At 35.2% G+C, this 15,360-nt stretch carries 12 protein-coding genes, 1 tRNA gene and 1 pseudogene; 4 read left to right on the top strand and 10 right to left on the bottom strand.

Annotated features, from left to right (window positions below; translation table 11 throughout):
* Positions 1 to 139: 139 nt before the first annotated feature.
* The 3 genes from J6L95_RS08195 to nifJ all read right to left on the bottom strand — a co-directional run bounded on the left by J6L95_RS08195 (position 140) and on the right by nifJ (position 5,698).
* Positions 140 to 787 (bottom strand): hypothetical protein, encoded by a 648-nt coding sequence (locus J6L95_RS08195; RefSeq protein ID WP_287458776.1) that lies wholly within the window; start codon positions 785 to 787, stop codon positions 140 to 142.
* A gap of 53 nt (positions 788 to 840) precedes the next feature.
* Complete coding sequence (locus J6L95_RS08190; protein ID WP_287458775.1) at positions 841 to 2,025, bottom strand: hypothetical protein; 1,185 nt, start codon at positions 2,023 to 2,025, stop codon at positions 841 to 843.
* Positions 2,026 to 2,161: 136 nt separating this feature from the next.
* Entirely contained in the window at positions 2,162 to 5,698 is a 3,537-nt protein-coding gene (gene nifJ / locus J6L95_RS08185; protein ID WP_287458774.1) for a pyruvate:ferredoxin (flavodoxin) oxidoreductase, read from the bottom strand.
* 228 nt (positions 5,699 to 5,926) lie between these two features.
* On the opposite strand from nifJ, the gene J6L95_RS08180 reads away from it, so the two are divergent.
* Entirely contained in the window at positions 5,927 to 7,177 is a 1,251-nt protein-coding gene (locus tag J6L95_RS08180) for a 6-phosphofructokinase (protein WP_287458772.1), read from the top strand.
* Between the two features lie 24 nt (positions 7,178 to 7,201).
* Here the strand turns inward: J6L95_RS08180 and J6L95_RS08175 are convergent, their stop codons facing one another.
* Positions 7,202 to 7,636, bottom strand: a complete 435-nt coding sequence (locus J6L95_RS08175) for an NUDIX hydrolase (RefSeq protein ID WP_029071281.1) — start codon at positions 7,634 to 7,636, stop codon at positions 7,202 to 7,204.
* Between the two features lie 98 nt (positions 7,637 to 7,734).
* Between J6L95_RS08175 and pepV the strand changes: the two genes are divergently transcribed.
* Positions 7,735 to 9,102 (top strand): dipeptidase PepV, encoded by a 1,368-nt coding sequence (pepV, locus tag J6L95_RS08170; protein ID WP_287458770.1) that lies wholly within the window; start codon positions 7,735 to 7,737, stop codon positions 9,100 to 9,102.
* Positions 9,103 to 9,150: 48 nt separating this feature from the next.
* A tRNA-Leu gene (locus J6L95_RS08165) sits at positions 9,151 to 9,236 on the top strand.
* Between the two features lie 35 nt (positions 9,237 to 9,271).
* Here J6L95_RS08165 and crcB read toward each other — a convergent pair.
* From crcB to J6L95_RS08140, 6 genes and pseudogenes are all read right to left on the bottom strand, one after another.
* Entirely contained in the window at positions 9,272 to 9,637 is a 366-nt protein-coding gene (crcB, locus tag J6L95_RS08160) for a fluoride efflux transporter CrcB (RefSeq protein ID WP_287458769.1), read from the bottom strand.
* 162 nt (positions 9,638 to 9,799) lie between these two features.
* Positions 9,800 to 10,036: pseudogene (locus J6L95_RS10905) on the bottom strand (FMN-binding protein); the annotation flags it as partial.
* A gap of 12 nt (positions 10,037 to 10,048) precedes the next feature.
* A complete protein-coding gene (locus tag J6L95_RS08155; RefSeq protein ID WP_287458767.1) occupies positions 10,049 to 10,630 on the bottom strand; it encodes an FMN-binding protein in 582 nt (193 codons plus the stop codon).
* Positions 10,627 to 11,259, bottom strand: a complete 633-nt coding sequence (locus J6L95_RS08150) for a 4Fe-4S binding protein (RefSeq protein WP_287458766.1) — start codon at positions 11,257 to 11,259, stop codon at positions 10,627 to 10,629. Before J6L95_RS08150 ends, J6L95_RS08155 begins: the two co-directional genes overlap by 4 nt.
* Entirely contained in the window at positions 11,256 to 12,158 is a 903-nt protein-coding gene (locus J6L95_RS08145) for an FAD:protein FMN transferase (RefSeq protein WP_287458764.1), read from the bottom strand. The genes J6L95_RS08150 and J6L95_RS08145 overlap by 4 nt, the downstream gene beginning before the upstream one ends.
* A 106-nt stretch (positions 12,159 to 12,264) precedes the next feature.
* Entirely contained in the window at positions 12,265 to 13,227 is a 963-nt protein-coding gene (locus tag J6L95_RS08140; protein WP_287458763.1) for an asparaginase, read from the bottom strand.
* Positions 13,228 to 13,752: 525 nt separating this feature from the next.
* Between J6L95_RS08140 and asnB the strand changes: the two genes are divergently transcribed.
* Entirely contained in the window at positions 13,753 to 15,336 is a 1,584-nt protein-coding gene (asnB, locus tag J6L95_RS08135; RefSeq protein ID WP_287458762.1) for an asparagine synthase B, read from the top strand.
* Positions 15,337 to 15,360: the final 24 nt, after the last annotated feature.

Raw genomic sequence — 15,360 nt, 5'->3', positions numbered from 1 at the left:
TGTTCTTGTAATTAGGTGTATTTGTATTGTTATTTTTCATAGCCTAATTATATCAAAAAAGGTGGCATTCCTCATCACTTATGAGGATGCCACCATTTTTTATTTGAGTGCTGTATTTATTTCGTTACAGCCTCTTTTTTTATGCAATAACTACATCTGTTAATTTCCAAGTCTTATCAGAATCAGTAAATGTCATCTTCCAAGTTTGTGTCTTAGTAGGAATCTTAGCTAAATATTCCTTATCAAGGAGTTCAAACATCTGATCTGCCATACCTTCAAGCATTGCATTCTGCATAGCTTCATTGCCTTCAGAAGCATAAATCTTCTGAAGTTCTGCTAAATGATTTTGTGCATACTCTTTTGCTAAAGTCGTCACTTTTGTTCTTAGGGCGCTAGAAACTGATGAGATAGCACTCTGATCAAGAATCTTTACTTCAGCGCTTAATGACTTTTTATCGTTATCATAATCATCTTTGATTGTATAAGACTGAACATAAGCTTTCTTAACTTTCTTAACAAATTCATCTAAACCTTTCTTAAACTTTTCACCACCACGGTTACTGTAAGAGCCTAAGGCTGATGTAATAGATGAGTCCACATTATTAAGCTGAAGCTTAGAGCTTACTGAACTATCTGCTAATTTGCTGGCTTGATCAAACTCTCCGTTTTTACAAGCAGTAAGGAATTCATTGGCTGCTTTTGAAACAGCTTCCTTATCACTTCCTTTACAGCCAGCAATACTAAACAGCATGGCGAATGCAAGTAAAAAGCTAAATAATCGTTTCATAACAAAACCTCCTTATAATTTAAGGATAAGATTTTAAAATGAAATTTTCAAGTTTAATTATGCTTTTCCATATTTACGATAGATAATCCTGGCAATCCAGAGAATGCATTGATTGTTAATGTACCAACAATACTGATTGTATCCCCTACTTTAATATCAAGTTTAGTAACAGGATTATTGTAGGCTGTAGCCTTAACTAGACCATGATCAGTTCTAAATGAAATTTCTAATCCTTTAGCTAAATCAAAACGACGACGATCAGTGACTACAACGTTCTTTAAGATAAATAATGGACGTTTAAATCCATCATAGTATGGTTCAAATGTCTCAGATAAATTCTTGATTTCATCAATTCTGATTTCATCCAATGTTACTTCAATAACTTGAGATTCATCATATTCTTTTTCATCATCAGTCTTGAACTTAGTGATAGCCAATGCCAACTTAGAAAGCTTAGAATCTATTTTATTTGGATTAAAGAAATAGCTTAATAAGGCATTCCATCTTTTTTCATCATTATCTTTTAAGAAGTTCATTAATGGATTAACAAGAAGATTCTTCATCTTGCTTAAATGATATGTCGTATAAGCATTACCGCTTCTTAAAAGCTGAGCATTACGTTTTTCAGGTGTAATCATAAAACGTTCAAATACAACATACTGCTTATCTTCCAAGATTTCTTTAGCTCTTTTAAACAATGTTCTATTAGCATATGATAATGGCACATTAGTACAGATATTAGCAATAGAAGCCAATGCGATAGAATAGCTATCTCTGACAAATTCTTTCATGATGACATAAGCCATTGTAGATAAAGAAAGATCTGTTTCAACTTCAAGATGGATATTCTTCTGATTATTATGGAACTGTAAAGTATCATGGATCGCAATGACATTTCCTTTTAGCATATATTCATCTTTATTGATGTACTTGATTTCAAATCTTGCCTTCATCTTTGCCAATGAACGAATGACAATGATAGATGCAAATAAGTTATCTAACTTTGGATCTGATACGATAAGAAATTTTTCATCGTTATCATAACTTTCTTTAATGATATTTTTAATGTCTTCTGCCCCTGAATAATCACCAAGATGATATTCATAATCTTCATTCAAAGCATGAAACTTTTCTTCAGTTAACCCCTTTGCATCAATCACCTTTGCAACTAATGCATTAACATCGAACTGTTTCATAATCGTTTCTGTATTAACTATATTAACTTCATTATAGTTCATCTATTGTACCCCTTTTCCCTTTAAAAAAAATAAAAACGGCGCAGAAGTGCGCATAGTTATGATAAGTAAAAATTTTATAAAATTCAAGTAAAAAACAAAAAAAGAAGCAAGATTATCTTGCTTCTTTTAATGTAAGCTATTCCATTACTTCAAATTCTTTAGCGAGTGCTTCAGCACGTGCTCTACGACGTTTAGCATCGTTCAAGCATTTATCCATTAACGCATCAGCATTTTCAGCATTGACTTTTGTCAACTGTGAGAATCTGTTTTCTGTCATCAGGAAGTCTTTGAACTTGCTGAAATCTGGTGCCTTAGAATCAATCTGTAATGGGTTCTTGCCCTGTTCAGCTAGACGAGGATCGTATCTTAACAAGTTGAAGTAACCACATTCAACTGCAAGTTTTTCCTGTCTTTGAGAGTTAGCTAATCCTCCACCTTTGATATGGTGTTCATTACATGGAGAATAAGCAATGATCAATGATGGTCCATCATATGATTCAGCTTCTCTTAATGCCTTGATTGACTGCATTGGGTTAGCTCCCATAGCAATCTGAGCTACATAGACATGACCATATGCCATAGCGATCTGTGCTAAGTCTTTCTTAGCAACTGTCTTACCGCTAGCAGTAAACTTAGCGATTGATCCTGCCTGTGATGATTTAGATGACTGTCCACCTGTATTTGAGTAAACTTCTGTATCAAGTACAAGAATGTTTACATTCTGATCATTAGCGATAACGTGGTCTAATCCACCATAACCGATATCATAAGCCCATCCGTCTCCACCGACGATCCACTGTGACTTAGTCACTAAGTCTTCTTTATGATCTAATAAAGCTTTTAAAGCGCCAACGCTAGTTGATTCTAATGCTTTAACAACTTCATCATAGATTTCTTTTTCTTTTGCTCTATCACCCTTGATAGCTACATAGCGATCTAAGACATCCTTAGTTTCTGCTTCTGCATTATCGATGTTAGCAGCAATTGTTTCTAAAATATGTTTAGCTTTATAGTTTTCAGCTAACTTCATACCAAATCCGAATTCAGCATTGTCTTCGAATAATGAGTTTGCCCAAGCTGGACCATGTCCATTCTTATCGAATGTCATTGGTGTAGATGGACATGAACCTGTATAGATTGATGAACATCCTGTTGCATTGGCAATACGCATATCGCTACCAAATAACTGAGTTGCTAATCTATAGTATGGTGTTTCACCACATCCGGCACATGCACCTGATGCTTCGAAGTAAGGTTTCTTGAAACCTACACCCTTAACAGTTGTAGTTGGATAACGATCATCTCTGTATTCTACATTGCTGTAGATATATTCAGATAATTCAGAATGAGGTAATTCATCCTTAACTGGAACCATAGAAAGAGCTTTTTCACCCTTCTTACCTGGACATGCAGATACACAAAGTGTACATCCAACACAGTTATCTGGAGATACCTGGATACGGAATGATAAGCCATCCACGTTCTTGCCCATTGGTTTTAATACATCATTCTTGATATCTTCTGGTGCATTAGCAATTTCTTCATCAGTCATTAAGAATGCACGAATTGTTGCATGAGGACAGACCATAACACAGTTGTTACACTGGATACAGTTATCTTTATTCCATTTTGGTACATTAACAGCGATAGCTCTCTTTTCTTTGATAGCTTTACCATTCTGCATAGTTCCATCAAGTTTATCTAAGAATGCTGATGTTGGAAGATCATCACCTTCAAGAGCATCGATTGGAGCTACGAATGTATCGAAGTATTCATCACCTGTAGTATGGCGTACTTCATTAACTGTTAAGTTAGACCATTCAGGATCAACAGCCACTTCTACAACCTGATCTTTACCAGCATCGATTGCCTTATAGTTAGCTTCTACGATAGCATCACCTTTTGAACCATAAGACTTCTTAGCCATTTCTTTCATCTTTTCAATAGCTTCTTCTAATGGAAGAATCTGTGTATTAAGAGCAAAGAATGCTGACTGAAGAATTGTGTTTGTATGACGTCCCATATGACATTCTGCAGCTAACTTGTTGGCATTGATAATATAGAATTTAGCATGCTTATCAGCTAACTGTTTCTTAACTCTATTTGGAAGATAGTTAACGATTTCATCTTTATCAAATTCAGTATTTAATAAGAAACGTCCACCTTCTTTTAAGTTACGTAACATGTCATATTTGAAGACATAGTTGTCAAGTGAGCAAGAAATGAAATCTGCATTGTTGACATAGTAAGTTGAACGGATTGGAGTTTCACCAAAACGTAAGTTTGAACGAGTAGCGCCACCAGCTTTTTTACTATCATAAGCAAAGTAAGCCTGACAATATAAATCAGTATTGTCACCGATAATCTTGATTGATGACTTATTAGCAGAAACTGTACCGTCAGATCCTAAACCGTAGAATAAACACTGAGTTGCATCAGTCTTAACGCTAAATGTTGGATCTAATTCTAATGAAAGATGAGTAACATCATCAACGATTCCAATTGTAAATGGATGCTGTGGATTTTCTTTTGCTAAATTATCGTATACAGATTTAACAGCTCTTGCTGTTGTATCCTTTGAACCCATACCATAGCGTCCACCAGTGATGACGATGTCTTTATCTTTAAGTACTTCACATACATCAAGATAAAGTGGTTCACCTGTAGCGCCCATTTCTTTTGTACGATCAAGTACAGCAATTTTCTTAACTGAATCAGGAAGAACATCCAATAAGTATTTTGCTGAGAAAGGTCTATAAAGATGTACTTTAATTAAACCAACTTTTTCTCCTTTTTCTGCTAATGTATCAACAACTTCTTCAACAGCCTGTGTAACAGAACCCATTGCGATGATGACACGATCAGCATCTTTAGCACCATAGTAAGTAAATGGAGCATAGTTTCTTCCTGTAATTTCAGAAATCTTTTTCATGTAATCAGCTGCGATATCTGCAACTTTATCATAATGAGCGTTCTGAGCTTCTCTTGACTGGAAGTAAATATCATCATTCGTTGCTGAACCACGAGTGACTGGATTAAGATGTGGATTTAATGCACGATCTTTAAATTTCTTTAATGCTTCCTTATCTAATAGGCTTTCTAATGTTTCATAAGGCATAACTTCAACTTTCTGGATTTCATGAGATGTTCTAAATCCATCGAAGAAATGCATTACTGGTACAGAAGCCTTGATTGCTACTAAGTGAGCAATTCCACCCAAGTCCATAACTTCCTGAACTGAGTGTGAACAAAGCATAACAACACCTGTCTGACGACAAGCATAAACATCCTGGTGATCACCAAAGATATTTAATGATGAAGTGGCTAATGCTCTTGCTGCAACATGGAATACACCTGGCAACAATTCACCCTGAATCTTATAAAGATTAGGAATCATTAGCAATAAGCCCTGTGAAGCCGTGAATGTAGTTGCTAATGCGCCACCCTGTAACGCACCATGAACTGCACCTGCAGCACCAGCTTCAGACTGCATTTCAATCACATTTACTGATGAGCCAAAAATATTCTTTCTTCCTGTAGCTGCCCATTCTTCAGCGTGTTCAGCCATTGGTGAAGATGGGGTAATTGGATAGATACTTGCTACTTCTGAAAACGCATACGCTACGTGTGCTGCAGCAGTATTACCATCCATTGATAAATATTGTTTAGACATATTCTTTAATAACCTCCTTATCTAATAATAACACCACGTATTACAAATTACCATTCCTTTTTTAACGTGTTTTTACTAATATGACCCAAATTTTCAATTATTTTTAGGATTAAAAGAAACAGTTTCTATTGAGATATGCAATGGTATTTCTTCCTTATTCAATTTCTCTTTTCAAGAGATAATTGAAATGATAGAATGTGTGTGAAAAATAAAAGTGAGGTTTACTAAATGAGTCAGAAAAATTGTTTTATTGGTCAGTCCGGAGGTCCTACCGTAGCGATTAATGCTTCTTTAGCTGGAGTTGTAGCTCAGTGCAAAAAAGAAGGATATGAACACATTTATGGTATGATCAACGGAATCAAAGGTTTGCTTGAAGATCACTATATCGATCTAGGAGAACTTTTCAAGGATGAAGAGAGCATCGAGAATCTTAAAGCAACACCTGCCATGTACCTTGGAAGCTGTCGTTTTAAGCTCCCTACCATCAATCTTGCAGAAGGCACATATGAAAAGCTATTCAAGAAATTTGAAGATATGCATATTACAGATGTCTTCTATATCGGTGGAAACGATTCAATGGATACAGTCGCAAAGCTTTCTACATATGCTAAGACTGTCAATTCATCAATTCGTTTTATTGGAATTCCAAAAACTATCGATAACGATTTAATGGGAACAGATCATACACCTGGCTTTGGTTCAGCCGCTAAATATGTTGCTAGCAGTATGCTAGAAATCTTTTATGATAGTGCTATCTACAAGCTTAACGCTGTAACAATCGTAGAAATCATGGGAAGAAATGCTGGATGGTTGACAGCCGCTAGTGCCTTGGCAAGAGAAAATGGTGCTACAGTACCTGATCTTATCTATCTTCCTGAAGTTCCGTTTGATACAGAGAAATTCCTTGAAGATATTCGTGAAAAATTCAAAGAAAAATCTTCAATCATTATTGCCGTATCAGAAGGTATCAAGGATGCCGATGGTCAATATTTAGATCAGGATTCAAAATATACAAAGAAAGATGCCTTTGGACATGTTCTTCATTCAGGTACTGGAAAAGTATTGGAAACTATTGTCTATAAAGAATTCAGATGCAAAGTACGTTCTATCGAATTAAACGTTCTTCAGCGTTGTGCAATGCATATTGCTTCAAAAACTGATATCGAAGAATCATTTGAAATCGGACAGTTCGCTGTTACTTCTGCATTAAACAATGAAACAGGCATCATGATTGTTTCAAAAAGAGAATCAGATATGCCATACAAGGTTCATTATGAAACAATGGACGTATTGAAGGTTGCAAACCTTGAACATAAGATTCCAGTAGAATGGATCAATGATGCACACAATGATATCACTCCTGCTTTACATGATTATCTTTATCCATTAATTCAAGGAGAAATGGCCATCAAGTATACAAATGGTATTCCAACTTATCTTGATATCACACATCTTAAAAACAATATCGTAAAAGAATAAACGGGCGTTGCTTTGCAACACCCGTTATTTTTTTAATTTATGATATTCAATTAGCTGATTGTATTCATCAAGTGCTTTTTCTATATCTTTATAGATATGTACATCTAGACTATCCTTTAATTCATCCTGACTTACAAAACGATAGTCTGTATGTTCATCAGACAAGATGACATGATCATTGGTAGGAATAGTCAAGAAACCAATCCCTACAGTCTGATAGTTTTCTCTTATTGCAGTAAAAGTATAGACAGGCTTTAAGATTTTAATATCTAGACCTGTCTCCTCTTTCAATTCACGGATCAGTGCTTCATGAGGTGTTTCTCCGTACTCTAATCCCCCTCCTGGCAGCTCCCACCACCCTAGTCCATCAGATGATGGGCGTACTCTTTTCATGATGAGGATCTTTCCTTCATGAATGACAATTGCTTTTACTGTTATATGAAAATTCACTTTCCCCATTTTTATTCTCTCCTTTTTTACTATCATAACATGTATGATGCATTTTTATTATCAAAAGAAGCAGTTTAATGATATAATGTCTCGGAGGTGAATATAAAATGAACTTTTATAATGAAGTATATAAAAGAAAAGATGAATTATTAGAAGATTTAAGAACATTATGTCAGATTCCTTCTGTATTTGATCCATCTACAGCAAAAGATAATCAGCCTTTTGGTGAAGCAAATAGAAAAGCATTAGATCAGATGCTTGCTTTTGGTAAAAGAGATGGATTTATCACAGATGACTGTGATGGCTATGCTGGCTCTATTGACATCGGTGAAGGAGAAGAAGTCTTTGGTATCCTAGGACATCTTGATGTTGTCCCTGTTAACGAAACAGGATGGCACTATCCTCAGTTCGATGCCACATTGGATGGCGATCGTCTATATGGACGTGGTGTTGCTGATGATAAAGGTCCATTATTAGCTGCTTATTATGCTGCTAAAATCGTCAATGAAATGGACTTTGAAAAGAAATATAAGATCCGTGTTATCTTTGGATGTGATGAAGAAAATGGTTCTTCATGTGTAAAATATTATTTTAAACATCGTCCATACCCTGCTATGGGATTTACTCCAGATGCTGATTTCCCAGTTGTATTTGGTGAAAAAGCAATGGTTGGATTCAACCTTACTGGTAAGATTGATGATGAAAAGATCATCTCTATTAGCGGTGGAACTAGAAGCAACATTGTTCCTAACAATGCTTGCGCATGTCTTGAAGGTTCTTTAGAAGACTATGAAGAAAGCTTCAATGCTTTCTTAAAAGAAAATAAGGCAACTGGTACAATCACTATGAACAATCACGTTGTATTAAAAGTAGATGGACGTTCTGCTCATGGTTCTGTTCCTGAAAGAGGAACTAATGCTATTGTTCTTCTTTGTCATTATCTTCATACAATAACTGACAACAAGCTTGTTGCTTTCATTGATGATTACTTCTATGAAGATACAGCCGGAAAGAAACTTGGCATCGCACACAGTGGTGCTCTAGGTGCATTAACTAACAATTTAGGTATTCTTAACTATGAAGATGGTCATATCAACATGGTATTAGATGTACGTTTCTCTAATGAAGTAGATCCAATCAAGGATGTCGTAGATGTAGTGACAAAGAAAGCTTCTGCTTATGATCTTGCAGTTGATTATAATGCCACTCCATCTTTATATGTAGATCCAGAAAGTGAACTGATCAAGAAATTACATGCTGCTTATGTAGATGTCACAAATGATCATGAACATGGACCTCAGGCCATGGGTGGAGGAACATATGCGAAAGCTATGCCAAACTGTGTTGCCTTTGGTGCAGAATTCCCTGGTCGTGATAATAAGATGCACGAAGATGATGAAACAATCGTATTTGAAGAATTATTACAGTCAGCAGCAGTCTATGCACAGGCTCTCTATAACATTCTTAAAAAGTAATAATTCAGTTGCAAACAATAAAGCACCTATGGTATAATAGGTGCACATGCGGTGGTGGTGGAATGGTAGACACGCAAGTTTGAGGGACTTGTGGCCGTACGGCTGTGTGGGTTCAAATCCCGTTCACCGCACCATTTATAAAAACAAGAGACGAGCAATCGTCTCTTTTTTATTTCATCAATAAATACTCTACTCCAATAATGACTAAACATCCTACTAGAATACTCGAAAACACATAAAGAAAAGCAATACCTAAATGTCCATTTTTCATCAGTTCTGTTGTTTCTAATGCAAATGTAGAAAATGTTGTAAAACCGCCACAAAAACCAACTTTTAAAAATAGGATCCACTTTTCATCAATAGCTGTATTTCTTCCTGCAGCCACAGTGATCAGTCCAATAAAAAGACAGCCTACCACATTAATAAGAAATGTCTTTATTGGAAATACAGTATTCTCATTTAATGAAATCATTCCCAACACATAACGTAGCAGTGCTCCAAGAAATCCCCCTGCTCCTACTGCAATATAATTCATAGTCTACTCTCCCAAATTTCACTTGTTGATTTTATCTTCTGTTCAATAAGGATGTCATCAATTTGATTCAACATATGATGATATCCTACCATTCTTTCTAATATATCCATAATAAAATCCCCCTTCTTTTTTGCATTATAACATAAGAAGGAGGATTTTTTATTAATGATAATGTCCTTGATATGGTGAAGAACTATTTGGATTAGTAAAATCAATATTTAATGCATTAGCTACAGCTTCCTTGATACCATTAGAACTAAAAGTTGCTCCTGATACAGTATCTACATCAATGCTGCTCTTAATAATATTAGCAATAACAGTTTCTTTAGCTCTTCCAAAGAACTGTTCATCATCCTGATAGCTCGTAATTTCAATAGAAGAGATTTTCTTATTCTTAACAACAACCTTTACCTATGTTTCTCCTCTAAATCCATTTCCACTGCCTGTGTATGTACCATCTTTTAAAGTACTGTTTTCTTCAGAATTATTTTCAGATTCATTATTGCTTGTTTCTCCACTCTTTGAAGATAATGCATTCTTTACCGCATTGATTAATCCATTAGAAGAATATGTTACACCAGAAACTGTATCTACATCCGTTGACTGTGAAGAGATGATATTGCTGATGATTGTATTCTTAGCTTGATTAAAGAACTGTTCATCATCCTGATAGCTTGTAACTTCAATAGAAGAAATAGAATTATTTTTTACAACGACCTTTACACTTGTCTCTCCTCTAAACCCTTGAGCACTACCTGTGTATGTCCCATTGCTGAATTGTCCTTGAGTCACTGTTGTCGTATTGCCAAGTGAAGATGATGCAAGATTTCCACCATAATATAAACCACCTAGAGCCAATACAGAAACACCAGTCGCAAGTGCAGGCTTAGGATTTGTGGTGATATTATCCCTTGGACATACGTCCTTGCACATAAAGCAGTCAATACATTCTCCATCAGTAATGACATCATGTGCTGACATATCGATATTCATAGCACACTTTGTTTCACAGTAATGACATTTTCCGCATTGTCTTGTTGGCTTTTGAATCTTGATAGCACTGTATAAATGCCTCCTAGCGGACAAAGATAGCGACAGAAGAATCGCTCTATAAATAGAGAGGCTATGATGATAAGAAGAAGGAGCCATCCTCCAATAGTTATAAATGTAGAAAGATCAGACCATCCACTTAATGAAATATAAGTTCCAAAGACATGCCATGAACTTACACTTGTTGTTTCAATCCCAAATGCCCAGACAAAAATTAACACAATGAGTATCAAATACTTAAGGTACTTAAGTATTTGATCTGTCTTTTTAGAAAAAGTTATTCTATCTTTTATGACAAGCCCGCTTGTTTTATAGATGAGATCCTGCATGGCACCAAAGCTGCATAGAAAGCCACAGAAGAATCGTCCGAAAATGATTGTTGGAATAATGGTCACTGCTAATGTAAGCATGGGTGCAAGATAGGAAGAAAGGTCAAACTTCATCTCTATAAACAATACTATGATACTTTTTATTGCAGCAAGAGTCGCAATAAAAAGACCTGGGAACAGTAAAAATGAAATCAGCTGTATGACATGCCTTGTCATCTGTAAATAGGGTATTTTCTTTTTCATGAGTAAGCCTCCACCTGTTTCTTTATATCTTTGCTTAGGAAGATATCCTTATTGTCCAATACAAAAATTGACTGATAATCGTCCTTCAAAATCTTCATTCCTTCTTCAATGCCTAATACATAAAAAGCTGTCGTATAAATATCTGCTAACATGGCTGATGATCCAACCAAAGTTACAGAAGAAAGAGACTTATCACTTGGATAATCGGTAAATGGGTCAATGATATGATGATAGATCTTCCCATTCTTTTTAAAAGAATGTTCATAGCTTCCAGATGTTACACAACACGCATCATCAACATCAATGGACATGAAAGATTCCCCTCTTTTCTTAAAAGGATCCTGAATGCCTACTCTTTCTTTATCGAAGGTATAGACACTTCCACCAAAGTTAATAAAGCCTTTATTGACACCTGCTTCATGAAGCTTCTTTTTTACACGATCAACACAGTATCCTTTGGCGATAGAGCCCAGATCAATCTTCATGTTCTTTCTTTTTAAAAAGACAGAGCATTCATCTTGATCTAAGATAATATCTTGATAATTAACAAGCTTTCTCGCTTTATAGATTTTATAAAAAGAAGGTACTTCTTCACTTCCTTTATGGATTCCCCATAGCTCACTCAACGGTGCACTTGTGATATCAAAAGCACCATTCGTCTTTTCACCATAGAATTTTGCTATTTGGATAATTTCAAAGGTATCCTTAGAGACCTTTACACTTTTTAAACCGGCATTCCTGTTAATTTGAGATATTTCACTTTCTTCTTTAAAAATAGAAAACAGATCATCTAGATGTTTGATATCTTCTACGATATGAATCAAAAAATCTTCTTCCTCTATTTCTACAGAAATAATATTCAGTGTTCCTAACGCATTAACATAAACCTCTTTCTTCATAACACACCTCTCTTTCGAGGTAATCGTATCAAAAAAAAGAATATTCTAAATATCAAATAAACATGTGAAAAAATGTAAGAAAAAAACTTTTAGCATTGCTAAAAGTCTAGTATTGAACAAATATTTCTTTGAGCTTATCTAAATCATTTGTATAAGCTAGTCCTAACATCAATAGTATTCTTGCCTTATATGGTGAAAGCGTCAATGAAGGAATCATAATGTGATGAGGATCAAAGACTTCATCTCCAAAGACAATGCCATCAATGACACGAGAAGAACGTACAAAGAACTTTCCTTCTTTTTGAAGAGTCTCAATTTCTTTCTTCCATTTCATAGAAAAGTTTCCACTACCTGTACCCATGACGACAATGCCCTTAGCACCAGTATGTAGAAGATATGAATCTGCTCCTGCATAATATGGAACAATATCCACTTCAGGAAGATGTGATAGATCCATAGAAGAGAAAATACTTGATGTAGTATGTTTTTTCATCTGTCTAGATGAAAAGAATATTTCATCATCTTTCATGAAACCAAGCGCTGTATTAGCTTTTTCAAAAGCATCAATCTTATAGTTGCTGATCTTTTGAATATCACGTGCAGAATAGATTGTACTAGAAAATAGTGCCAGTACCCCTTGTCCATAGGACAGAGAAGAACCTGCCAAATGAATAGCTTGCCAAAGATTAAAAGGTCCATCTGCACTTGTAGCTGTTGCTGGACGCATTGCCCCTGTAAGAACAACTGGCTTATCTGTATTGATTGTAAGTGTTAAAAAATAAGCTGTCTCTTCTATTGTATCCGTTCCATGAGTGATAACTATACCATCAAATTCAGAAGATATTTCATCGATCTTCTTTTTTAAGGCAATCCAATGCGTTATGTTCATTTCATTGGAATCAACTGAAAGTAATGGAAACAGTGAAATATCAAATTCACTTTTGATATCAGGAATAGATGCAAGAATATTTTCGACTGATAAGGTTCCTGCCTTATAGTTTGTTGTTTTTCCCATATGACCGCTTCCTGCAATAGTGCCACCGGTCGCAATGATCGCTATTTTTTTCATAAAATCACCTTCTTATTTTTTTGAGCTTATTCATCATAACGTTAATAATAAACAAAAGCAACGACTCTTTTTTAGCGTTATTTTTTTCGCGTTGATAATATGGTAAAACCTACAATGCATCACATCTTTTTAGATAAATACGACATATGGAATTTAAGTTCTTAAAACAAAAATATTTATTATCTTACAAAAAAATTATTGACATTTGAAAGAAATGCGACTATTCTATCACTTGTAAACTAAATAAGGCGTTGATGAGGAGAAGTAATTTTTAACAGCGGTTTTAGCGAGCAGGAGTATGGTGAAAGTCCTGTATCCAAGTTATTAATGAATAACACCTCGGAGCTGTCTACCGAACGGCAACAAGTAGGCTAGACCGTTTTCAGTCATGATACGACTGGCGGGTATCGAGTACTCTTTGAAGTATTTCCGTACCATGTGATGACCCTCCTTTTTTGATATTGGAGCGCATGGGCTGATACTCGCATATAGCGAGTTTTTTTGTTAATGAAGGAGGAAATTATTATGTGTGGTATTTTAGCATTAGACTCAGATGAATTTACATTAGATACTTTTAACAAATCTTTATGGAAAATCAGTGATCGTGGTCCTGATATGACAAGATCAGTCTATTATCATCAAAGAACATTTGGTTTTGATCGTTTAGCAATTATGGACTTGTCACCTAAAGGAATGCAGCCTTTTGAAAATGCTGGGGTTATGCTTGTATGTAATGGTGAAATCTATAACTTCAGAGCATTAAAGAAAATTGTTAGTGATTTTCCTTATAAGAGTGGAAGCGACTGTGAAGTACTTATTCCCCTCTATCAGAAGTTTGGTCTTGATGTGATGTGTAAATATTTAGATGCAGAATTTGCATTTGCATTATATGATACTAAAACAAAGAAATTTATGGCAGCAAGAGATCCTATGGGTATTCGTCCTTTATTTTATGGGTATACTAAGGGTGAACATAAATTTGCGGTCGCAAGTGAAGCGAAAGCATTGTTTGATTTATGTGATGACATCCTTCCTTTCCCACCAGGACATTACTATGATGGAGAAAAGTTTGTCTGCTACAATGATTTAAGTGATGTCAAACTAATGAACGATGATTCAATTGAAACAATTGCGACTGAACTAAGAGAACGTCTAGTAGCTGGTGTTAAGAAAAGATTACAGGCTGATGCTCCTGTTGGATACTTATTATCAGGTGGATTGGATTCATCTCTAGTATGTTCCATTGGGCAAAAGATTACTGACCACCCTATTCGTACATTTGCGATTGGGATGGAAACTGATCCAATTGATTTAAAGTATGCAAAACAGGTTGCTGATTATTTAGGAACTGAACATACAGAAGTCATCATGACAAAAGAAGATGTATTAAATGCATTAAGAGAAGTCATCTATCATCTTGAAACATGGGATATCACTACTATCCGTGCTTCTATTGGTATGTATATCTTATGTCACTATATTCATAAGAACACAGATATCAAAGTTATCATGACTGGTGAAGTATCTGATGAATTATTTGGTTATAAATACACTGACTTTGCTCCTACTCCTGAAGCTTTCCAGGAAGAATCAAAGAAGCGTATCAAGGAACTTTACATGTATGATGTACTTCGTGCGGACCGCTGTATTTCAGCTAATGCCCTTGAAGGACGTGTTCCTTTCGCTGATTTAAGATTTGTGGATTATGCCATGAGCATTAACCCAGATAAAAAGATGAACCATTATAACAAAGGTAAATACTTATTACGTCATGCTTTTGAAGGATTAGATTATCTTCCAGATGATATCTTATTTAGAGAAAAAGCAGCCTTCAGTGATGCTGTTGGACATTCAATGGTCGATTATCTTAAAGAATATGCTGAAGAACAATATACTGATGAAGATGTCTTAAAAGCTAAAGAAAAATATCCTTATGGTACACCATTTACTAAGGAATCATTATTATACAGAGATATCTTTGAAGAATTCTATCCTGATTCTTCAAAATGGATCAAGGACTTCTGGATGCCAAACAAGACTTGGGAACATTGTGATGTCAATGATCCTTCTGCAAGATTTCTTGACAACTATGGAGATTCTGGAAAATAAAAAAAGATGCAATCGCATCTTTTT

It is taken from the genome of Kandleria sp. (assembly GCF_017934775.1).
GTDB classification, from domain to species: Bacteria; Bacillota_I; Bacilli_A; order Erysipelotrichales; family Coprobacillaceae; genus Kandleria; species Kandleria vitulina.
Note: the sequence above shows the minus strand (reverse complement) of the source record. Positions and strands in the feature narration are given on the sequence as shown.